This is a genomic window from Qipengyuania pacifica, from assembly GCF_019711555.1.
GTDB classification, from domain to species: Bacteria; Pseudomonadota; Alphaproteobacteria; order Sphingomonadales; family Sphingomonadaceae; genus Qipengyuania; species Qipengyuania pacifica.
Map to the genome: position 1 here is coordinate 49,057 of NZ_JAIGNQ010000004.1, position 20,136 is coordinate 69,192.

26 protein-coding genes and 1 pseudogene are annotated in these 20,136 nt (G+C 62.6%); 21 read left to right on the forward strand and 6 right to left on the reverse strand.

What is annotated here, in order from left to right; genetic code table 11:
* Nucleotides 1–21 precede the first annotated feature (21 nt).
* The 5 genes from K3177_RS12835 to K3177_RS12855 all read left to right on the forward strand — a co-directional run bounded on the left by K3177_RS12835 (nt 22) and on the right by K3177_RS12855 (nt 3,755).
* A complete protein-coding gene (locus K3177_RS12835) occupies nt 22–1,134 on the forward strand; it encodes an AI-2E family transporter (RefSeq protein ID WP_221598571.1) in 1,113 nt (370 codons plus the stop codon).
* Nucleotides 1,124–2,362 carry a DUF3089 domain-containing protein gene (locus tag K3177_RS12840; protein ID WP_103024340.1) on the forward strand — a complete coding sequence of 413 codons (1,239 nt, stop codon included), beginning with the start codon at nt 1,124–1,126 and terminating at the stop codon, nt 2,360–2,362. The genes K3177_RS12835 and K3177_RS12840 overlap by 11 nt, the downstream gene beginning before the upstream one ends.
* Entirely contained in the window at nt 2,338–2,826 is a 489-nt protein-coding gene (ruvX, locus tag K3177_RS12845; RefSeq protein WP_221598572.1) for a Holliday junction resolvase RuvX, read from the forward strand. The genes K3177_RS12840 and ruvX overlap by 25 nt, the downstream gene beginning before the upstream one ends.
* Nucleotides 2,827–2,893: 67 nt before the next feature.
* On the forward strand, nt 2,894–3,340 hold the full coding sequence (locus K3177_RS12850; RefSeq protein WP_103024338.1) for a PaaI family thioesterase: 447 nt from the start codon (nt 2,894–2,896) through the stop codon (nt 3,338–3,340).
* Between the two features lies 1 nt (nt 3,341).
* The gene (locus K3177_RS12855; protein WP_221598573.1) at nt 3,342–3,755 is read left to right on the forward strand and encodes a PaaI family thioesterase; all 414 of its coding nucleotides are present in this window, start codon (nt 3,342–3,344) and stop codon (nt 3,753–3,755) included.
* On the opposite strand, the gene K3177_RS12860 is transcribed toward K3177_RS12855, so the two are convergent.
* The gene (locus K3177_RS12860) at nt 3,752–5,944 is read right to left on the reverse strand and encodes a transglycosylase domain-containing protein (protein WP_221598574.1); all 2,193 of its coding nucleotides are present in this window, start codon (nt 5,942–5,944) and stop codon (nt 3,752–3,754) included. The two genes, K3177_RS12855 and K3177_RS12860, sit on opposite strands and share 4 nt — an antisense overlap.
* A gap of 49 nt (nt 5,945–5,993) precedes the next feature.
* On the reverse strand, nt 5,994–6,986 hold the full coding sequence (gene cobS / locus K3177_RS12865) for a cobaltochelatase subunit CobS (RefSeq protein WP_221598575.1): 993 nt from the start codon (nt 6,984–6,986) through the stop codon (nt 5,994–5,996).
* A 106-nt stretch (nt 6,987–7,092) separates the two neighbouring features.
* Here cobS and K3177_RS12870 point away from each other — a divergent pair, with 106 nt between their 5' ends.
* Nucleotides 7,093–7,938 (forward strand): oxygenase MpaB family protein, encoded by an 846-nt coding sequence (locus tag K3177_RS12870; protein WP_221598576.1) that lies wholly within the window; start codon nt 7,093–7,095, stop codon nt 7,936–7,938.
* Nucleotides 7,939–7,959: 21 nt separating this feature from the next.
* Here the strand turns inward: K3177_RS12870 and K3177_RS12875 are convergent, their stop codons facing one another.
* The 3 genes from K3177_RS12875 to K3177_RS12885 all read right to left on the reverse strand — a co-directional run bounded on the left by K3177_RS12875 (nt 7,960) and on the right by K3177_RS12885 (nt 9,628).
* The gene (locus K3177_RS12875) at nt 7,960–8,619 is read right to left on the reverse strand and encodes a hypothetical protein (protein ID WP_221598577.1); all 660 of its coding nucleotides are present in this window, start codon (nt 8,617–8,619) and stop codon (nt 7,960–7,962) included.
* Entirely contained in the window at nt 8,616–8,822 is a 207-nt protein-coding gene (locus tag K3177_RS12880) for a helix-turn-helix transcriptional regulator (RefSeq protein ID WP_103024332.1), read from the reverse strand. The genes K3177_RS12875 and K3177_RS12880 overlap by 4 nt, the downstream gene beginning before the upstream one ends.
* 113 nt (nt 8,823–8,935) lie before the next feature.
* The gene (locus K3177_RS12885) at nt 8,936–9,628 is read right to left on the reverse strand and encodes a winged helix-turn-helix transcriptional regulator (RefSeq protein WP_247714485.1); all 693 of its coding nucleotides are present in this window, start codon (nt 9,626–9,628) and stop codon (nt 8,936–8,938) included.
* Nucleotides 9,629–9,858: 230 nt separating this feature from the next.
* Between K3177_RS12885 and K3177_RS15635 the strand changes: the two genes are divergently transcribed.
* The 15 genes and pseudogenes from K3177_RS15635 to K3177_RS12955 all read left to right on the forward strand — a co-directional run bounded on the left by K3177_RS15635 (nt 9,859) and on the right by K3177_RS12955 (nt 17,838).
* The gene (locus tag K3177_RS15635) at nt 9,859–10,584 is read left to right on the forward strand and encodes a DUF1428 domain-containing protein (protein ID WP_221598578.1); all 726 of its coding nucleotides are present in this window, start codon (nt 9,859–9,861) and stop codon (nt 10,582–10,584) included.
* Between the two features lie 3 nt (nt 10,585–10,587).
* Nucleotides 10,588–10,779, forward strand: a pseudogene (locus tag K3177_RS15380) (thioredoxin domain-containing protein); the annotation flags it as partial.
* A gap of 61 nt (nt 10,780–10,840) precedes the next feature.
* Nucleotides 10,841–11,239 carry a glutathione binding-like protein gene (locus K3177_RS15385; RefSeq protein ID WP_247714486.1) on the forward strand — a complete coding sequence of 133 codons (399 nt, stop codon included), beginning with the start codon at nt 10,841–10,843 and terminating at the stop codon, nt 11,237–11,239.
* Nucleotides 11,232–12,008: a VOC family protein gene (locus K3177_RS12900; RefSeq protein WP_221598579.1), complete on the forward strand. Its 777-nt coding sequence runs from the start codon at nt 11,232–11,234 to the stop codon at nt 12,006–12,008. The genes K3177_RS15385 and K3177_RS12900 overlap by 8 nt, the downstream gene beginning before the upstream one ends.
* Before the next feature lie 3 nt (nt 12,009–12,011).
* Complete coding sequence (locus tag K3177_RS12905) at nt 12,012–12,641, forward strand: glutathione S-transferase family protein (protein ID WP_221598580.1); 630 nt, start codon at nt 12,012–12,014, stop codon at nt 12,639–12,641.
* Nucleotides 12,634–13,113, forward strand: a complete 480-nt coding sequence (locus K3177_RS12910; RefSeq protein ID WP_221598581.1) for a VOC family protein — start codon at nt 12,634–12,636, stop codon at nt 13,111–13,113. The genes K3177_RS12905 and K3177_RS12910 overlap by 8 nt, the downstream gene beginning before the upstream one ends.
* Nucleotides 13,114–13,117: 4 nt before the next feature.
* Nucleotides 13,118–13,792 carry a dihydrofolate reductase family protein gene (locus K3177_RS12915; protein WP_221598582.1) on the forward strand — a complete coding sequence of 225 codons (675 nt, stop codon included), beginning with the start codon at nt 13,118–13,120 and terminating at the stop codon, nt 13,790–13,792.
* Nucleotides 13,792–14,451, forward strand: a complete 660-nt coding sequence (locus K3177_RS12920; protein WP_247714487.1) for a glutathione S-transferase family protein — start codon at nt 13,792–13,794, stop codon at nt 14,449–14,451. Before K3177_RS12915 ends, K3177_RS12920 begins: the two co-directional genes overlap by 1 nt.
* 85 nt (nt 14,452–14,536) lie before the next feature.
* Nucleotides 14,537–14,971 (forward strand): hypothetical protein, encoded by a 435-nt coding sequence (locus K3177_RS12925; protein ID WP_221598584.1) that lies wholly within the window; start codon nt 14,537–14,539, stop codon nt 14,969–14,971.
* Nucleotides 14,972–15,063: 92 nt separating this feature from the next.
* Complete coding sequence (locus K3177_RS12930; protein WP_221598585.1) at nt 15,064–15,264, forward strand: hypothetical protein; 201 nt, start codon at nt 15,064–15,066, stop codon at nt 15,262–15,264.
* A gap of 91 nt (nt 15,265–15,355) precedes the next feature.
* Nucleotides 15,356–15,721 (forward strand): cupin domain-containing protein, encoded by a 366-nt coding sequence (locus K3177_RS12935; RefSeq protein ID WP_221598586.1) that lies wholly within the window; start codon nt 15,356–15,358, stop codon nt 15,719–15,721.
* Nucleotides 15,722–15,914: 193 nt separating this feature from the next.
* Nucleotides 15,915–16,073 (forward strand): hypothetical protein, encoded by a 159-nt coding sequence (locus K3177_RS12940; protein WP_221598587.1) that lies wholly within the window; start codon nt 15,915–15,917, stop codon nt 16,071–16,073.
* Nucleotides 16,074–16,605: 532 nt separating this feature from the next.
* The gene (locus tag K3177_RS12945) at nt 16,606–17,073 is read left to right on the forward strand and encodes a hypothetical protein (RefSeq protein ID WP_221598588.1); all 468 of its coding nucleotides are present in this window, start codon (nt 16,606–16,608) and stop codon (nt 17,071–17,073) included.
* Between the two features lie 246 nt (nt 17,074–17,319).
* Nucleotides 17,320–17,532, forward strand: coding sequence for a cold-shock protein (locus tag K3177_RS12950; protein WP_103024320.1), 213 nt, complete (start codon nt 17,320–17,322; stop codon nt 17,530–17,532).
* A 90-nt stretch (nt 17,533–17,622) separates the two neighbouring features.
* Entirely contained in the window at nt 17,623–17,838 is a 216-nt protein-coding gene (locus K3177_RS12955) for a hypothetical protein (protein ID WP_196845741.1), read from the forward strand.
* A gap of 80 nt (nt 17,839–17,918) precedes the next feature.
* On the opposite strand, the gene K3177_RS12960 is transcribed toward K3177_RS12955, so the two are convergent.
* Nucleotides 17,919–20,015: a malate synthase G gene (locus K3177_RS12960; protein WP_221598589.1), complete on the reverse strand. Its 2,097-nt coding sequence runs from the start codon at nt 20,013–20,015 to the stop codon at nt 17,919–17,921.
* Nucleotides 20,016–20,136 lie beyond the last annotated feature (121 nt).

Sequence of the window (20,136 nt, forward strand, 5' to 3'; positions counted from 1 at the left end):
CACACAATACAGGGGGCGCGCATGGCCGATAAGACGCAGGATATTCACGAAGCGGACCTCGGCACCAGCCCCTCCCGCATCAACGACCCGCATATTCGTCAGGAAATAGCGCGCGCCGTCGTATGGGTGGGTGTCGTCGGCGCCGTGGCGCTGGCGGTCTGGATTGCTCGCCCGCTACTGGTGATCTTCGGCGCAATGGTTTTCGCGTCCATGATCGATGGCGGCGCTCGTCTGCTTGGCCGTGCCCTTCCCATCGCGCGCGCATGGCGCGTCGCGATCGTACTGGCCGCAACCGTCGCCTTTCTGGCGTGGCTCGGATATTTCGCCGGGTCAACGATTTCGCAGGAAGCAGCCCAGTTTCCCGAGATTATCGAGCGCCAGGTCGGCGAACTGATCTCCTGGGCGCGCTCGCAAGGGTTTGAAATCAACCAGCCGCAATTGCAGGATTACCTCGGTAATATCGGCAGCGGGATCAGCACCGTTACACGCGCGCTGAGCGGGCTGGTCGGCGGGCTGGCAACGATAGTCCTCATCCTCGTAATCGGCGTCTACGTTGCGATCGACCCGCAACTCTACGAACGCGGCGTCGCCTGGATGCTGCCAAGCGAAAAACGGGATCGTTTCCATGTCACCCTTGCCCGCATGGGCAAGACGATGCGCCGGCTGATGGCCGGTCGCGTGCTCGGCATGCTGGTCGAGGCTGTTTTTACCTACATCATGCTCGGTGTGGTCGCGCCGATGGTTGGCATTGGCGCAGTGCCGATGGCAGCATTGCTCGCGATCCTAACCGGCCTGCTCGCTTTCATTCCCAATCTGGGCGCGATCATCTCAGGGCTGCTGATGGTCCTGGTGGGCTTTTCCGGTGGGGTCGAAATGGGTATTTACACCATCACCGTCTATTTCTTCGTCCAGAACTTCGATGGCTATGTAATCATCCCGATGATTGCGAAGAAGACCGTCGACCTGGCCCCCGCGCTCGTGCTCGCATTCCAGCTGATCATGGGCATTCTGTTCGGCATTCTCGGCCTTTTCCTCGCCGACCCCCTGCTGGCGATGATCAAGGTCGCGCTGGAACGCCGGGCGGAACAGGCGCATGAAAACAAACGTGAAGAGGTTGCCACGAATGGCGCGTAAGTTTCTGTATTTTATTGCCGTTTGCATCGTTCTGGTCATCTTGGGAGCAATCGCACTGTCGATCTGGTCACGCGAGGCGACTGAAATCGCCTTCGTGCCCCGCGGCGAATTCGTCGAGCAGGAACCGTTCGCCGAAAACGCCTATCAGGACCCGAACATGTGGTATTCGCGGCCTGGTCTCGGCACGAACGATCCTTCGCGCTACCAGCCTGCCATCGCGGAAACCGCGCCCGATCCGGCCGATCAGGATCCTTCGCCACAAGCCCCGGCTGCCGAGCAGAGCCTCGATGCAGGCAACCCTCTGCAGACTACCGGCACCGTCACCGGCGAGGCGGCCGATCCGCAGACGCTGCCCGAATTTGCGGTCTTCTTCGTGCCTCCCACCAGTTACATTCAGGCCGGTGGCGACTGGAATTCCAAGATCGACGATGCGACCACCAACAATCGTGCGCGCATCTTCCTTCAAGGGCTCGCCAGCCCGTTCAATCGCGCGGATGAACTCTGGGCGCCCAAATACCGGCAGGCGGCCGCAGGGGCTTTCCTGACCGACAAGCCCGAAGCGCAGCAGGCCATCGATGCGGCCTATGCCGATGTCGCCCAGGCCTTCGATTATTTCATCGACAGCGTGGACGAAAACAAACCGATCGTACTAGCCGGGCACAGTCAGGGCGCTTCCCATGTTCTGCGGCTACTACAGGAAAAGGTTGCCGGTACGCCGCTCGAGGCGCGCATCGCTGCCGTCTATGCCCCGGGGTGGCCGGTGTCGGTCGAACACGATCTTCCCGCGCTGCCATTCCCGGCCTGTGCATCAGCTGGCCAAGCGCAGTGCCTGCTCGCCTGGTCGGCATTTTCCGACGATGGCGATGCCGATCTGATCATGCGCCGCTACGAAGCAACCGTTGGCTACGATGGTCAGCCGCGCGGCACCGGGCCGATCCTGTGCGTCAACCCGCTAACCGGGGCCACCGGGGGCTCGGCTCCCGCCAGCGCCAATCTCGGCACGCTGATCCCCGATCAAAACCTGTCAAAGGGTGAACTGGTCGCAGGCGTCGTTTCCGCACGCTGTGGCGAGAACGGCCTGCTCTATATCGGCGATCCGCCGGAGCTCGGCCAAGGCGTCCTTCCGGGCGGTAATTATCATGTCTACGACATCCCCCTGTTCTGGAAAAACCTGCAGGAAGACGTCGTTACACGGGTGAAGGCATGGACAGCGGCGCAGGCCTCGTAACGGACAACGCCCTGACCTATGGCGACGTGCTGCCGGAAGGTGGCGCGCTGCTCGGTCTCGACCTCGGCACGAAGACAATCGGCGTTGCGACCTGCGATGCGGGGTGGCGATATGCGACCGCGGGCAAAACGATCGCGCGCGGCAAGTTTACCAAGGATTGCGGCATCTTGCGCGCGCTTGCTACGGAACGCTCTATTCGTGGCCTCGTCATCGGCCTGCCCCGCAACATGGACGGAACCGAAGGTCCGCGCGCGCAGGCCAGCCGCGCCTATGCGAGGAACCTCTCCGCGGCATTGGAATTGCCCGTTCTCCTGTGGGACGAACGCTGGTCTACTTCCAGCGCGGAAGCGGCCATGATCGGCCAGGACATGAGCCGCAGCAAACGTGCCGCAAGGATCGACAGCCATGCCGCGGCAGTGATCCTTCAGGGCGCCATCGACACGCTGGCGGGCGGCGGCTTTTGATAGCGGCCACGGCGGCTTCACAAACACCCTGTCAACTTGCCTGCAGCCTCGCTATCGCCCTTCCATCATGAGCGAACAGGACCGTAAATTCGATCCGGCCAAGGCCACCGCGTTCTTCACCGGACGCGGTCATTCAGGCTGGCTCGGTCTCAGATATTCGGACCACGGCGACGACTGGGTCGAACTCGAACTGCCTTGGCGCGAAGACCTGCTCGGCGAAGACGGGCAACGCGTCCTGGCATCGGGTCCCATTCTCAGTCTGATGGATATGGCCAGCGGCATGGCCATCTGGCGCGCCATGGACGAATTCACTGCCATCGCGACGCTCGACCTGCGCGTCGATTACGTCCGCCCCGCGCGCGAAGGGGCCAGCGTTTTCGGCCGCTCGCAATGCTATCGCCTGACGCGCAGCGCCGCTTTCGTGCGCGGCCTCGCCCATGACGGCGATGCGGATGATCCGGTAGCCCATATCCAAGCGGTCTTCATGAAGATCGCACCCACGGCGAGGCTCTGACATGGCGGACATTCCCGATATCGAAGCGCTGACGCCTTACGCCCGCTCGCTCGGCATTGCGCTGGACCGCTGGGAAGACGGCACGCCGATCATGGCCGTTTCCTTCGACGAGATGGTTGAGGGCCGGCCGGATCATTACCACGGCGGCGCGACCGGCGGCTTGCTCGAAACGGCAGGCTATGCAGCGCTGCGTGCCGAACTCGCCCGGCTGGAGCGCGAGGCCGTCCTCAAGCCGATCAACATCACAGTGCAGTATCTCGCCGCCGGCAAGAGTCGCACCAGCTATGCGCGCGGACGGATTACCAAGCTTGGCCGCCGTAGCGCGAACATCACCGTCGAAGCCTGGCAGGACGATCCAGCCCGGCCCATCGCGACCGCGGTGATGAACGTCCTGATGGCCGAACCTTCCGGCTAGTTCGCCGCTCCGCCTGACCCTGCGCTTTCCTCGCGCCGGTTTCGGGCTTCGAACCGTCTTTCGTCTACACGTCTGCGCGCTTCCTCGATCGCCGCCTCATCGACCGCCACGCCCTGATCGCCCACGCTGATATCGACGGGGATGCCATCGATCTCGGTCGACAGTACCGCTTCGCCCTCGCGGATGCGCAGGCGCGAGTTTCCGTCCCCGAGGGGAATATCGCCGAGATCGGGCACATCCAGCGGCTCGATCGGCGTGCCGGGGTCCGCCTGTTCACGCGGCTTCGGCTGGCTCGGAACGCCCCTGACGTTCATCGCGCTGTTCATGAAATCGCGCCAGATCCGTGCAGGCAGGCCCCCGCCGCTGATCCCGCCCTGCAGCGGGGAATTGTCGTCGTTCCCGATCCACACGCCCACAACCAGATCACCGGCATAGCCGACGAACAATGCATCGCGATTGTCCTGCGTCGTGCCGGTCTTGCCGAAATTGGGTCCCGACAGCATGGCTGCCCGCCCCGTTCCATTATTGATGGCAGCCCGCAGCATCTGTTCCATTTCCGACTGGGTGGAAGATGAAAAGCTCGAAGGTCCATCCCACAGATTGGCAAAGAAACCACGTTCCGGCCGCGCAAACGCATGCGGTTCTACCGGATATTCATTGGCCGCAATCGCCGCATAGGCGGACGTCAGCTCGAGCAGCGACATGGTCGATGTTCCCAGCGCCAGGCTAGGATCGCCTTCCGGCAGTGGTGCCGTAACGCCCAGATCGCGGGCGGTCGCGATCACCTTGGCGCTACCGACGTCGCCCAGCAGGCGCACCGCTGCGACATTGCTCGATTGCGCAAACGCTTCTTCCAGCGTCAGGCTTTCCGAATAGCGCCCGCGGGAATTCTTGGGGCGATAACTGCCTTCGGTGATCTCCGTATTCGCGATCCTGTCCTGCGGGCTCCACCCTGCCCGCAGCGCGGCAAGATAGACGAACAGCTTGAAAGTCGATCCTGGCTGGCGCTTGGCCTGCGTGGCGCGATTGAAGGGCGATTTCGCGTAATCCTTGCCCCCGATCATTGCTACGACCTCGCCATTGCGACGCATGGCGACGAGCGCCACCTGTGCCCCGCCCAATGGAGCATTCTGGGTCACCCGCCGGGCGATGTTCTGCAACCGGCTGTCCAGTGTGGTGGTCAGCGTCTGGCGGGAATAGCCCTGCTCGGTAAGCTCGCGCGCTTCCGGCAGTGCCCAGTCGGCGAAATATGTGCCCGTGGGCAATTCGTTGCGCGCGCGCACGTCCAGCGTCGGCGGCCTCATCTGCCGCGCCTCGGCTTCGGAAATGTATCCCGCATCGACCATGGACTGGACCACGACCCGCATGCGCTTCTCCGCCCGCGCATAATGCTTCGTCGGGGCATAGGCGCTCGGCGCCTGTAGCAGGCCGGCCAGCATCGCGGCCTGATTGGGTTTCAGGTTCTCCGGCCGGCGGTAGAAATAATGCAGGCTCGCTGCGCGCAGGCCATACACATTGTCCCCGAAATAGGCGTTGGACAGATAGCGGCTGAGGATTTCGTCCTTCGTCAGCCAGCTTTCCAGCCAGAATGCAATCAACGCCTCGCGCGCCTTGCGCGTCAGCGTGCGTTCCGGCGAAAGAAAGGTGAATTTGGCGAGTTGCTGAGTAATCGTGCTGCCACCGCCCGTTCCGGTGAACGCGGCGCGCGCGATCCCGCGCGGGTCCACGCCCCAGTGCGAATAGAACCGCCGGTCCTCTGTCGCCAGGAAGGCCTCGACCACATGCGGTGGAAGCTGCGACACTTCGACCGGCTCATCCGTGATGGCACCGTTGCGGGCGATCGGCGTCCCGTCCGCTGCCAGCAGGGTGATCTGCGGCGCGGCAATCGGCTCGAGCGATTTGGAAAGCGGCGCGGTAATCGCCAGCCATGCGACCAGCAGTATGAACAGGCCGATGATGGCGGCAAGGATGTGGCTGGCCCACCAGCGCTTGCGGCGGCCAAGCCAGTAATCGCGCTGCCACCACCGCCGGCGCCGCTTCTCCTCGGCATCGAGAGCATAGTCGACCCGATCCAGCCGATCGTCCCAGTCGTCGTAATCGAGAGCGTCATGCGTCGCGTAATATCCGCGATGCGGCGGGTGGTCCGCCTCCGGAGCGGATCTGCGCAAAAGGGAATCGAGAACGCCCATCGCCTACTGTGTTAACCCAACAACACAGTCAATGATAGGGGGCGCAAGCTTAACTCTTGCCGACTACGCTTTCGGGCAGGTCCTCGCCGAAAACGCGCTGGTAATATTCGGCCACCAGCATCCGTTCCTCCTCATCGCATTTGTTGAGGAAGCTGAGGCGGAAGGCCAGGCCGACATTCTTGAAGATCGCTGCATTCTCCGCCCATGTTATCACGGTACGCGGGCTCATGACGGTCGAAATGTCGCCATTGATGAAGCCCTGCCGCGACAGGTCGGCAACCTTGATCATGTCGGCAACCAGCTTGGGATCGGTTTCGGGGTTCTTCGCTTCGACGATCTTCTGTTCGGTTTCGGCCGGCAGATAATTCAGCGCGACCACGATGTTCCAGCGGTCCATCTGCCCCTGGTTGATCTGCTGCGTGCCGTGATACAGGCCCGACGTGTCACCCAGGCCAACCGTATTGGCGGTGGCGAACAGGCGGAAATTCGCATCGGGGCGGATCACGCGATTCTGGTCGAGCAGGGTAAGTTTGCCCTGCTGTTCAAGCACGCGCTGGATCACGAACATCACATCCGGGCGGCCAGCATCATATTCGTCGAAGACCAGCGCGACCGGGTGCTGCAGCGCCCAAGGAAGCAGACCTTCGCGGAATTCGGTAACCTGCAGCCCGTCGCGCAGCACGATCGCATCGCGACCGACCAGGTCGATACGGCTGATATGCGCATCGAGGTTGATGCGGATGCACGGCCAGTTGAGACGCGCGGCAACCTGTTCGATATGCGTCGACTTGCCCGTACCGTGATAGCCCTGCACCATCACGCGCCGATCATGTGCAAATCCGGCCAGGATCGCCAGGGTCGTGTCCGGGTCGAAAACATAGTTTTCGTCCAGATCGGGCGTGCGTTCGTCGGGCTTTGAAAACGCCGGAACCTGCCAGTCGATATCGATCCCGAAGGTCTCGCGAACGTCCACGGTAATGTCGGGCGCGGCGAGCACGGTTTTTGCGGATGCGTCGAAGGTCTTGTCGGTCATGTCATTCATCTTGTTGGCGGTTAGACGGATGGATAGGTGGCTGCAAGCAACGAAATCGCTGTGGGCCCCAAGCCGCTCTCGACTCGCCGTCCGCCCCGCCGCATAATCGCCCGCGATGCCACCGACCCCGCTTTCCGAACGTCTGCGCCTCAAGCTGGTCGAGCGTGTACGCGGCGTTTTCAACGATGTCGAAAGCGGCCAGCAGCCGGTGCCGACATCCGATGAAGCGCTGTTTCCAAAGGATTCGCCGATCCGGATGGTCCATGCCGACATCGTCGCCATGATGGTCGGCGGGGTGCGCGGACTTCTGCTGCAGATGCTCCATCCCCATGCGCTGCAGGGTGTGCTCGATCATTCGAACTTCCGCACGGACATGCATGGTCGGCTGCGCCGGACCGCGCGTTTCATCGCTGTGACGACCTTCGGCCATCGGGACGATGCGATGGCCGCGGTCGACCGCGTCAACCGCATTCACGCCAAGGTCGGCGGCACCCTGCCCGACGGCACGGCATACTCCGCTACCGATCCCCGCACGCTCGCCTGGGTCCATGTTGCGGAAGCGACCAGCTTTCTGGCGGCCTATCTGCGCCACGTCCGCCCCGACATGCCCGGCAGCAAACAGGATGAATATTATCGCCAATTCGCTGTGATCGCCCGGGCTCTGGGCGCCGATCCGGTGCCGATCGACCGACGCGAGGCCGAAGCGATCTTTCGCGACCTGCGCGCCGATCTCACCGCTTCGCCGGCGGCACGCGAAATCGCCCAACTGGTCCTGACGCAGAAGCCGCCAGGTTCGCCCCCTGCTGTTCAGGCCCTGCTGGGTGCAGAAGCGGTTGCGCTCTTGCCCCCGTTTGCGCGATCGATGCTTGCGCTGGAACGTCCAGGCCTTGCCGCCATCCCTGCCCGCGCTGCGACCTGGGGCATGGGCAAGACCCTGCGCTGGGCTTTCCGTCAGTCCTGACGGAAAGCCCCCTTCGGGCTGTTACCTGACGCCGAGCATCCCGCGTTTTGCGCACACGCCGAACGTGGCAATGATCAGTATGGCCCAGATCAGCGTCAGAATGTCGATCATCTGGGGCTGCGGCATAAAACCGAAGATCGAAAGCGCCGCCCAGCCGCCTATCAAAAGCAAGACGAGGTAAAAGGCGGTAGATCCCGCCTGACGCGAAACCGTGCGCATCAATTCATCGGAATGTTTCATCGATCGCACGGATGCAAGCGTCACGATCACCAGGAGGACACCTGCCGCGACAGCGCCTGCCATGGGCGCAAGCACAGCACCGGGACCGGTCAGGGCGAGAACTGCGAGCACCCCGCCAAAGGCTAGGCTTCCAATTCCGCTAGCCAAAAGGCTTTGCCTCATTTCACGCAATTCCTCGGCATCCTGAACGTTGAGGAATCGCGCTCCAAGGCGCGGCGACAATGCACCGAAGCCAACGAGCACGCCCATGAAGCCATACAGCATCGCCACCAGCAATGCGATCTCGCGCGAAGGGCCGAGCGAGCCTAGCGCACCGCTATCAATGAGCGTCATCAGTCCAAGCGCCCCGAAAAAGCCGGTCAGCGCGCCGCCGCCGATCATCAGCGCAAGTTTACGCCCCTTGTGCGGGGGCTGGGAAAGGTCTGTCGATGCAATGTTCATGGCTGTGGCTCCCAGTCGTCGATGAAAAGTTCCGGCACCGGCACGCCGAACAGTTTCGACATGCGCAGCGCCAGAGGCAGGGACGGATCGTATTTGTCGGTTTCGACCGCATTGATCGTCTGCCGGGACACACCCAGCCGGCGCGCGAGTTCACCCTGGCTCCAGCCATGTGTTTCGCGAAATTCCTTCAAGCGGTTTTTCAACGACTCATCCTTCTGCCTGACAAGAGCTCTTTACTGTAAAGACTTCTTGTCAGTCAAGACCTCTTTACAGATGCAGGAGCCATAATGCCCCGATCCTTTACAGGGAAAGGGGATCAGCCGATCTTCTCGGGCAGTTCGAATATGTCCATGAACCGCTCCGCCAATTCAGGATCGCCATCCAGACGGATGCCCACGTCGGCCAGTGGCATGCCGACATAGAATGCCCCGGCCAGCGCCGGCCCGTCGGGCGCATGGAAGACCACGTCGCACCCGTCCGCCTCGGTCCGGGAAACCGCCATGGCACCGTCTTCCAGATCGGCCACCAAACTCACATCCGGGAACTTGAAACCCACCCGCATCGCCAGTCCAGCGGCCCTGTCCTTATCGAACATCGTGCGCAGCGACAGCAGGAAGCTGGTGGGCGAGAGCGGCAATGTCGGGTCGTGCTGCGAAGATTGCGCGGCCCAGCGTCCCAATTCCTGGATTAGCGGTTCGGCCGCGTAGCCCCACCGGGTCAGCTCATAGACTCGCGCGCTCGACGGCGCTGGCAGAGTGCGATGGACCAGAACACCCGCCCCCTCGAGCTTTTCCAGCCGCTCGGTAAGCACTTTGGCCGAAATACCGGGCAGATTGGCGCGAAGGGCGGAAAACCGCAGTGCGCCGAACATCAATTCCCTTACGATCAGCAACGACCACCGTTCGCCGACCAGTTCCATTCCGAACGCCGTGCCGCAGGCGTCATTGTACCACCTTCCATGCACATCGGCATCCGGCCGACGCGGTTTAGTTTCTTTTTGTAACTTCATAGTTGCTTTTAGTAACTCACAGGTGCACCAATCGCAAGTCGCGAGTCGGCCAGAGAGGGAGAGGCATCGATGACCCGGAGGAAATTCGCAGACCTGCCAGAGGGGCGCGTCGCGCGACCCTGTTCCAGGCGCCCCCGCACTCTTGGAATAGTCGCGCATGAGGGGCCGTCCGCCAAACCATAGCCAACGATAATAAACGGCCCCGCGCCCCATCCCCGAGGAGAGAGATGATGAGTTATTTCGACGGTTTCGTGCTTGCAGTGCCCACCGCCCACAAAGACAAGTTCATCGCCCACGCCACGCTGGGCGACGCCGTGTTTCAGGATGAAGGGGCCCTTCGCATCGTGGAAGCCTGGGGCGACGATGTGCCCAAGGGCAAGGTCACCGATTTCCAGGGCGCCGTGCAGGCAAAGGACGACGAGACGATCGTCTTCGCGTGGGTCGAATGGCCCGACAAGGCCCACCGGGACGATGTGATGGCGCGTTCGGAAGAGTGGATGGCAGATCCGCGCATGGATCCCGAAAACAACCCCATGCCCTTCGATGGCAAGCGGATGATCTACGGCGGCTTCGACACGCTGGTCGACGAAGGCGATGGCGGCGGCGACTATGCCGATGGCTATCTCGTCCCCGTGCCCGAAACGCGCAAGGAGGATTACCGCGCGCTCGCCGCCAGGATGGCGCCCGTCTTCCGCGGCTATGGCGCCACCCGCGTGGTCGAAGCGTGGGGCGACGATCTGCCCGACGGCAAGCTCACCGATTTCCGCCGCGCCGTTAAGGCGGAAGATGGCGAGAACGTCGTCTTCTCCTTCGTGGAATGGCCCGACAAGGCGACCCGGGATGCCGGTTGGGCAAAAATGATGGAGGAGGATGGCCCCGACGGTGACATGCCGTTCGACGGAAAACGCATGTTCTGGGGCGGTTTCCGGCCCGTAGTCGACCTGCAGGGTAGCTGACGCATGGCCGACCCCGTCACCATCTGGACACTCGACTGGGTGCCCGAAACGCCGCGCGGCTTCGTGCGCGACCTGCGGCTGCGCTGGGCGTGCGAGGAGGCGGGCCTTCCCTATCGCATCGCCACCGTTGCGTTCGACGATCGCGAGACCAACCATCTCGACCGCCAGCCCTTCGGCCAGGTGCCGATGCTGGAGGACGGCGATCTGCGCCTGTTCGAAAGCGGGGCCTGCGTCATCCACCTCGCGCAAAGGCGGCATGCTGATCCCGGCCGATCCCAAGGCCGAGATCGAGGTTCTGCAGTGGATCATGGCCGCGCTCAATTCGATCGAGATGGTGACCATGCCCTGGGTGGTGCTTACATGGTCGGACGAGGAATTCGCCGGCATCACCGGCTGGCTCGACAAGCGGCTGGCGCAGATCGAAGCCGTGCTGGCCGGTCGCGAATGGCTGGTGGGCGACACCTTCACCGCCGCCGACCTCATCATGGCCGACGTGCTGCGCGTCGATCTGGTGCGCAAGCACGGCGATCGCCAGGCAAGCGAAGCCTATGTCCGCCGCGTCACCGACCGTCCCGCCTTCCGCAAGGCGCATGCCGACCAGCTGGCCCATTTCGCGGTCGCCGATGCAAACCGAGAGGAGAAGTCCGATGGCTGACAATCAGGGTGATTTCGTCTGGTACGAACTGATGACCAGCGATGCGGATGCCGCGCAGGCATTCTACGAACCGCTGCTGGGGTGGAAATTCGCCGGCAGCGGCATGTCCGACATGGACTACCGGCTTGGCAGCGCCAACGGCGTGGAGGTAGTCGGCCTGCTCGAACTGACGCAGGACATGATCGGCGGCGGCGCACGGCCGGCGTGGATCGGCTACATCGCGGTCGCCGATATCGACGCCGCGCTGACTAGGCTCAAGGAACAGGGCGGCCAGCTGTTCATGGGGCCCAACCGTCTCGAAGGCGTCGGCCGCATGGCCATGGTCGCCGATCCGCAAGGTGCGCCCTTCTATCTCATGCAGCCCGAAGGCGAAGCCAGCCAGTCCTTCGCCAAATACGAACCGCGCCCTGGCCATTGCGCGTGGAACGAACTGATGAGCGGCGACCGGCAGGGCGCGCACGAATTCTACACCGACCTGTTTGGGTGGGAGAAGGCCGACAGCATGGATATGGGCGAGATGGGATCCTACGACATGTACCGCGCAGGCGATTACATGCTGGGTGCGATCATGCAGAAACCGGACGACATGCCCGCCAGCCTGTGGAGCTATTACTTCCGCGTTCCCGAAATCGAGCCTGCGGCAGACTATGTGCGGTCCAACGGCGGCCAGGTGATCAACGGCCCGATGGAAATCCCGGGCGGCGAGCACGTGTTCAACGCCATCGACCCGCAAGGCGCGATGTTCAGCCTCATCGGCAAAGGAGCTTAAGCCATGGCAGACTATACCCTTTTCACCAATCCGATGAGCCGCGGCCAGATCGCGCGCTGGGCGCTGCACGAGGCGGGCGCTGACTACGATACCCAGCTTGTCGAATGGGACGACAGGCCGCAGGCCCTGCTGGATGCCAATCCGATGGGCAAGATCCCCACCCTCATCCACCACCACAACGGGCACGATCACGTCATCACCGAATGCGCGGCGATCTGCCATTACCTGGGCGCGATGCAGGCCCCCGAACTGACCCCGAAGGCGGAAGAGACGGCGGATTATTTCCGCTATTTCTTCTTCGTCGCCGGCCCGGCCGAACAGGCCATCACCACGCGCGCCATGGGCTGGTCTGCCGAGGATCCGCAAAAGCAGATGATGCTCGGCTACGGCACCTTCGACAAGGCGATGGACACGTTCGAAACGCTGATGACGGGCCGCGATTATGTCTGCGGCGACCGCTTCACCATGGCCGATGTCTATGTCGGCAGCCAGGTCGACTGGGGGCTGACCTTCGGGTCGATGCCCAGCCGCCCCGCGTTCGAGGATTACGCCGCCCGCCTGCGCGAACGCCCGGCCTACAAGGAAGCCAAGGCGATCGACGCCAGACTGATCGAGGAGCGGCAGAATGGCTGACAAGCTCACCACCGTCCTCTGGTTCGATGGCGATGCCGAGGAAGCGGCACGCTTCTACGCCGATACCTTCCCCGACAGCGCCGTGGGCACGATCTTTCGCGCGCCATCCGATTTCCCCGGCGGGAAACAGGGCGATGCGCTGACGGTGGAATTCACCGTCTGCGGCCGCGCGTTTTCCGGCCTCAACGGCGGCGACATGTTCAAGCCCAACGAAAGCGTCAGCTTCATGGTGGTGACCGAAGACCAGGCCGAAACCGACCGCTACTGGGATGCCATCACCGGCAATGGCGGCCAGGAAAGCGCCTGCGGCTGGTGCAAGGACAGATGGGGGTTCAGCTGGCAGATCACCCCGCGCACCCTGCTGCAATCGCAGGCAGCTGGCGGCGAGGAGGCCCGCCGCGCCTTCGAAGCCATGATGACCATGCACAAGATCGACGTCGCCGCCATCGATGCGGCACGCAAGGGGGACTGATCCGATGACACGCAAACTGACCGGCGCCGCCTTCGTCTCGCTCGACGGGGTGATGCAGGCCCCCGGCGGCCCGACCGAAGACCCCACCGGCGGCTTCGACGAAAGCGGCTGGGTCTTCCGCATGGACGACGACGGCATAAACGATACGCTCGGCGCGCTGTTCGGTGCGCCCTACGATCTGCTGCTGGGGCGCCGCACCTACGATATCTTCGCGGCCTACTGGCCCTATGTCGAAGGCGAAAATGCCTTCATGGGCGAATCGCTCACGCAGGCGGGCAAATACGTCCTCACCAGCAGCGACGCGCCGCTCGAATGGGAAAACTCGCACCGCCTGTCCGCCATCGACAAGGTGCCCGCCCTCAAACAGAGCGACGGCCCCGACCTGCTGATCCAGGGTTCGAGCACGCTCTATCCGCAATTGCTGGATGCGGGCCTGCTCGACCGGCTGGTGCTGATGACTTTCCCCATCGTGCTGGGCAAGGGCAAGCGCCTGCTCGATGGCGCAATGTCCGCCGGCAGGCTCAAGCTGGTCGACCACCGCGTCACAGGCAAGGGGACCGTCATCACCACTTACGAGCCGGACGGCACCATCCCGCCCATGCCCGCCAACGCCCCCGAACCTTCCACCAGCGAGCGCGAGATGGCGCGGCGGGCGCGGGTCGAGGCGGGGACCTGGTGATGCCGGCGCTCTACGGCCACCGCTTTTCCTCCTACACGTGGAAAGCGCTGATCCCGCTCTACGCCAACGGCACCGAATTCGAATTTCGCGATGTCGATCCCGGCGCGCCCGATGGCCCGGCCAATATGGATTTCGTGCGCAAGGCCCACCCCGCGGGAAAATTCCCGGTGCTGGCGGACGGCGATGCCAGCGTTATCGAAGCCACCGCGATCATCGAATACCTCGCCGTGCACCACCCCGGCCCGGCCCCGCTCATCCCCGCCGATCCGGCAGAGGCCGCCACCGCCCGGATGATGGACCGGGTGTTCGATAATTACGTGATGGGCACCGCGCAGCTCGTCGTGAACGCCTACATCGCCGATGCGCAGAACCCCGATCCGGAGCAGCTCGACCTCGGGCGCACCGGACTGCTGCGCGCCTATCGCTGGCTCGAAGGCTGGCTGGCCGATCACACCCTGCCGCCCCACGTCAGCCTCGTCACCTGTGCGGCAGCCCCCGCGCTCTTCTATGCCGACTGGGTCGAGCGCATCCCCGAAGATTGCCCCCGCGTCGCCGCCCTGCGCGCCGAAATCCTCGCCCTGCCCCCGGTCGCCCGCTGCATCGACGACGCGCGCCCCTACCGCCACTACTTCCCCCTCGGCGCCCCCGATCGGGACTGACCGCATTCGAGCGTTCCGTTCTGGAAGCAGACGGGCAGATAACGACCCCATTGCGGACCTGCGGTTCATTTGCCAATCAAGGTTTATGAGGCTTGCCGCGATATTTTTAGGTATAACGGTTATTTCAGCTTGCTCTGACAAACCGACAGTCGATGAGCGAGCAACATTGATTGCCGATGCCGAAAATCGGGTGGTCCTGCCAGAAGGCTCTGGGAGCCTCGCGTGTTATAAGCGTGTTTATTCTATCGTGGATGTTCCAAATAGCTATTTCGGAAAGAGATACCTAGTTGGAGAATACCATCTAGCAACGCCTTACATGGGTGAAGCACCCGGAGAGTATGAGCCCGGGGTGAGCTGGCAAGAACGCGAAGATCTAACAATGGGTTTCTTAGATCAAGGGTGCCGAACGCTTTGGTTTCAGTACGCAATAGACGATATTGATCGAAGCGTTCAAGCAGTATGCGCACCCACTATAGATGGGTCAATTCCTGCAAAAGTTGATCCACCCGTGGATTGTTGAGGTCGAGCTTCCGCTAAAGATCGTAATGTCAGTTTCCCACCCCAAAAGCAGTCGCTCTTGTGTAACGAGAGATACTATTTTATTTTGTGCGAATGGATCAGGAAAAGCGCGAGCTTCGTCATCAGTTGAAGAATGCCGAGCAGGAAAAACTCGCGCTTAAAGGCTTGGTGAAACGAGCCGCAGACGAGCTCGATGATCTGGCAGAAGCAGATTGCTCGGAAGAGGCCATTGATAGCGCAAAGGCGCAGGCTGAGCGGTTTCGAAAGGTCATCGACTCCAAATCCGAGCAGTGATGGCTGTCCACCCGCGTCCGCAAGACCGGCGTGTATGATCTTGAGCCAGGGCGTGATCCGGTTTCGACCCTGCGTAATCCCGGAGGTTTGAATGCTATCGCCAACAACGCTTGCCGCCGCATTCGACCGGGTGTCGGAATACTGGTCGCCCAAGGTGATCGGTCAGGTCAACGATCAGCTTCTCAAGGTCGCAAAGCTCAAGGGCGAATTCGTGTGGCATGCGCACGAGGGGCAGGACGAGCTCTTTTACATCGTCAAAGGATCGCTTCGAATCGAGTTTGAGGACGAAGCCGTCGATCTGGAGCAGGGCGACTTCCTGACCGTACCCAGCGGCGTCCGCCACAATCCTGTCGCGCGGGAGGAATGCTGGGTGCTGCTGATCGAGCCAGCTGCAACAAAGCATACTGGTGAAGAGATCACATCGCGCACCCGCAGCCTTCAGGAACAGCTCGGCTAATAGCCGTACGGCTGCCTCGCCCCCAGCACTCCTCGAAATTGGCTACTCCGGTTCCACCAGCCCTCGTCATTCCCGCGCAGGCGGGAATCCAGCTTGGTCCGGCGCGTCATCACCGTCTCGCCAATGACTGCAGCCGTCCCAGCCACAAGTCGTAGGACCCCCTCTCGAACAATCCTATTTCTGCGCTAAATACTTGACTTTCATAAACCTTTTCGGCATAGACCCCGCCGGATCGGGAGGGCGCGAAAGCTGGTGCACCCCCTTCCTTGCCCCCATGGCCCGCGACGGCGGTGTCCGGAAGGGCGACGCGGCCGGTGCGAAAGGCGCGGGCGTCCAGATCGGGATCGGATGACCTCATCCGGATCGCAAGGACACCTCTCCTCCTTCACCGGATGCGGCAGGCAGTACGATAGCGGTTGCGGGGCCCTTTCGCCCGCGCGGACAGCGGCAGGGGCTCCACGCTTTGTAAGGCGAACCCTCCCCGTCGCACCGATTGCCCATGTCGCACTCGAGTATAATCGGGGTTCAGGTTCGTGTTCATGCCTTGCCGCCTCAAGGCTCCGGCAGTGCATGAAATATCCGTGCGATACGGCTTTACCGCCCTGTCGCACGAGGCCCGGCAGGCAGCCACGCGAACCGCGCCGATACTACCCGGCCACCGCCATCCCGCTCCCGGGCTACGCCGCGCGTCTCGCGCAAGGTTCGCCCCGGCCGCGTGATCTTTATCTGTCGCGCTACCGCCTTCGGCTGCTTGAGCGCGTGATACAACAGGCGTCACAGTCCGGGCTCGCCGCCGGATGCTGTCGTGTGTCCGGAAACAACCTCATTGCCGAGCAGCTTGAGATTCGCGCATAAGGAACCTCTGTCACACGCGGGAGGCGCCTATGCATTTCATGCAGCTTCTGAAGTCGCTCGATGAACTTCTCTACGAGGTCATGAGCTGGCTGGTCTTCTTCCCGCTCACGCTCTGGCGAACACTTACGCAGCCCATCACGATGATGGAGTATGCGGACAGCGAACTGCATGATCCCGAAGAACAGCAATATGAGGATGCGCTCAGTCCGCCACTGTTCCTCCTTCTCGCGATACTGATCACCCAGGCCATTTCCATGTCGGTCGACTCCGGCACGAACATCCCGCCGCTCCACTCGCGCGGTCAGGATAGCTGGTGGAACCTCGACGCGGTCGTCGCCACGCGCGACACGATCACGGCGCAATATCGTCTCAACGGGCTCAACAAGCCCAAGCTTTCGATCGACCGCAGAAGCGGACGCATCTCCATCCGGGGGGCCTCCGATTATGCTTTTTCGGGGAGTTGCGACACGGTGGATAGCGAGCAGCGGCGCTTCTGACGGCTGCTCCTTTCCCGCCGCCGATCCAGGCCCGGGAATTGAAATTAGGTAATCCGGCCCGCCCGTGCTACAACGCAGTTGCTGACGTCGAATTATGCGACGGACTTCGGATTTTGACGACCGCCGCTTGCTTTCGATAGCCCCGGCGCAAACCAGACGACGACTTCCTTTCATCGGACGATTCTAAGCACGACCTTGCCGCATGCTGCGGCGGGGCAACCCCATGCGTTCTTGAAAGGAACTATCATGAGCAAGACCGGAACCGTAAAATTCTTCAACACCGACAAGGGCTACGGCTTCATCCAGCCCGACGACGGTTCGGACGACAGCTTCGTTCACATCAGCGCCGTACAGGCTGCTGGCATGAACTCGCTCGATAAGGACCAGCGCCTCAATTACGAAGTCGAAACCGGCCGTAATGGCAAGGCCAGTGCGATCAATCTGTCGGCTGCCGACTAAGCACCTGCCAAGGTCTCTTCCGCGTGCTCGTGCGACCCTGCACGCGGAAGGGGCACCCTACCCGATGACCACACTTTGCGGAGCGCTATCATGAGCCAGACATTCGAATTCTACGATACCCGTGCCCGCGAAGCTGCCGTCGAAGCAGAAGCGGCCACGCTCGACAACGTCAAGGAACGCAGCCTTCGCGCTGAAAAGACCTGGCGCGGCTTGGCCAATCAGGCCCGCAAAGTGAAAGCGGACCGCGAAAGGCACGAGAGCGAACGCCTCGCCGCCCGCCAGCTGGCCGAAAGCGCCAGCCAGTAAACGGCGCCCTATCGGGCCGAGCGCGTCAGCCGGAAGCTTTGTTCCGGCATACGGCCCGCCCCGTTAGCCGACGTTAGCGTCTACCCCGACGCCTTCGCTTTCCGGCGCCAGGCATGCAGCAGCGGTTCGGTGTAACCGCTCGGCTGCTCGACACCCTTGAAGATCAGATCCTTTGCCGCACTGAAAGCGGGACCGTCCTCGTTTTCCAGCAGCGGTCGGTAGAAGGGATCGCCAGCATTCTGGCCGTCGACCTTGGCGGCCATCCGGCGCAGGCTGTCCATCACCTGCTCTTCGGAAATCACGCCGTGCAGCAGCCAGTTGGCGATATGCTGGCTGGAAATGCGCAGCGTCGCGCGGTCTTCCATCAGGCCGACATCGTTGATGTCGGGCACCTTGGAACAGCCGACGCCCTGATCGATCCAGCGCACCACATAGCCCAGCAATCCCTGGCAATTATTGTCCAGTTCCTCGCAGATTTCATCCTGCGACCAGTTCGTGCCGTCCGCCAGCGGAATGGTCAGCAATTCGTCCAGCTTCGCCGCGGCAGGCAGGCCCTTCTGTATCTCGAACACGTCCTCGCGGTGATAATGGATCGCGTGCAGCGTCGCGGCGGTCGGGCTCGGCACCCAGGCCGTGTTCGCCCCGGCGCGCAAATGCCCGATCTTCTCGATCATCATCTGCCCCATCAGATCGGGCGCGGCCCACATGCCCTTGCCGATCTGTGCCCGGCCCGACAGGCCGCATGCCAGACCGATCCCGACATTGCGCGCTTCATAGGCCTTGAGCCAGGCGGAGTTCTTCATTGCCCCCTTGCGCATCATCGGCCCCGCCCGCATCGAGGTATGGATCTCATCGCCCGTGCGGTCGAGGAAACCCGTATTGATGAAGACGATCCGGTCCTTCACCGCGTGGATGCAGGCGGCGAGATTGGCCGATGTGCGCCGTTCCTCGTCCATCACGCCGACCTTGATCGTGTGCCGTTCAAGCCCCAGCAAATCCTCCACCGCATCGAACAGATCGTTGGTGAAGGCGCATTCTTCCGGCCCATGCATCTTGGGCTTCACGATGTAGATGCTGCCGCAGCGCGAATTGCCATGGCGGGCCAGCTTTGCCACGTCCTGCGCGCCGATCGCGCTGGTGACGACGGCATCCATGATGCCTTCGGGGATTTCCTTCCCGTCCCAGCGCATCGCCGGGTTGGTCATCAGATGCCCGACATTGCGCACGAACATCAGGCTGCGGCCGGGCAGCGAATGCTGTGCCCCCTTTTCGTCGGTCCAGACCACATCGCTGGCGAGTTCGCGCGTGACGGTGCGCCCGCCTTTTTCGAAACTCTCCGACAGGTCGCCGCGCATGATGCCCAGCCAGTTGCGATAGGCCACCAGCTTGTCCTCGGCATCCACTGCCGCGACCGAATCCTCGCAATCCGCGATCGTCGTCAGCGCGGCTTCGAAAACGATATCCGCAATGCCGAGCCGGTCCGTCTTGCCGACCTGGCTGTCGGGGTCGACGACCAGTTCGATATGCAGCCCGTTATGCCGGAACAGCGGCCCGCGATCCGTCCTGCCGATGTGCTGTGCCGGATCGGCGAGTTCGATGGCATCGAGGTCTGCGAGATCGGCCCAGCCCCCGCTGGCGAGCGGCACGATCTCGTCGAGCAGCCTGCGCCCTTCGGCAATCACCGCAGCGCCGCGCTCCTCGTCGTAGCCGCCCGGCTTCGCAGGCGCCGCATCCAGCACATCGGTGCCGTAAAGCGCATCGTACAGGCTGCCCCAGCGCGCATTGGCGGCATTGAGCAGGAAGCGCGCATTGAGGATCGGAACCACCAGCTGCGGCCCCGCCATGGTCGCGATCTCGGAATCGACGTTCCGTGTGCCGATGGTGAAATCACCCGGTTCGGGGACGAGATAGCCGATCTCCTGCAGGAATGCGCGATAGGCGCCGCCATCGTGCGGCTTGCCCGCATGTTCGCCGTGCCAGGCATCGATCTGCGCCTGCAAATCCTCGCGCCTGGCAAGCAAGGCGGCGTTGCGCGGCGCGAATTCCTCCAGCAGTGCGGCAAAGCCCTGCCAGAACCCGTCGACATCGCGGCTCAGCGGGCCAAGCACTTCGGTTTCGATGAAATCGGCAAGCTTGGGGTCGGCTTCGATCCCGGCGCGCGTTACGTATTGTGTCATGAAACTCCTCGGGGGCAGATGCAGTCGTGGCAATGTCGGACCCGGGGAGGAACGGCACGGTCTATGCCGCCAGCCGTTGATCAATGCAAGGCGCGGGGTGGACTCGGGCTTGCTCGGGATT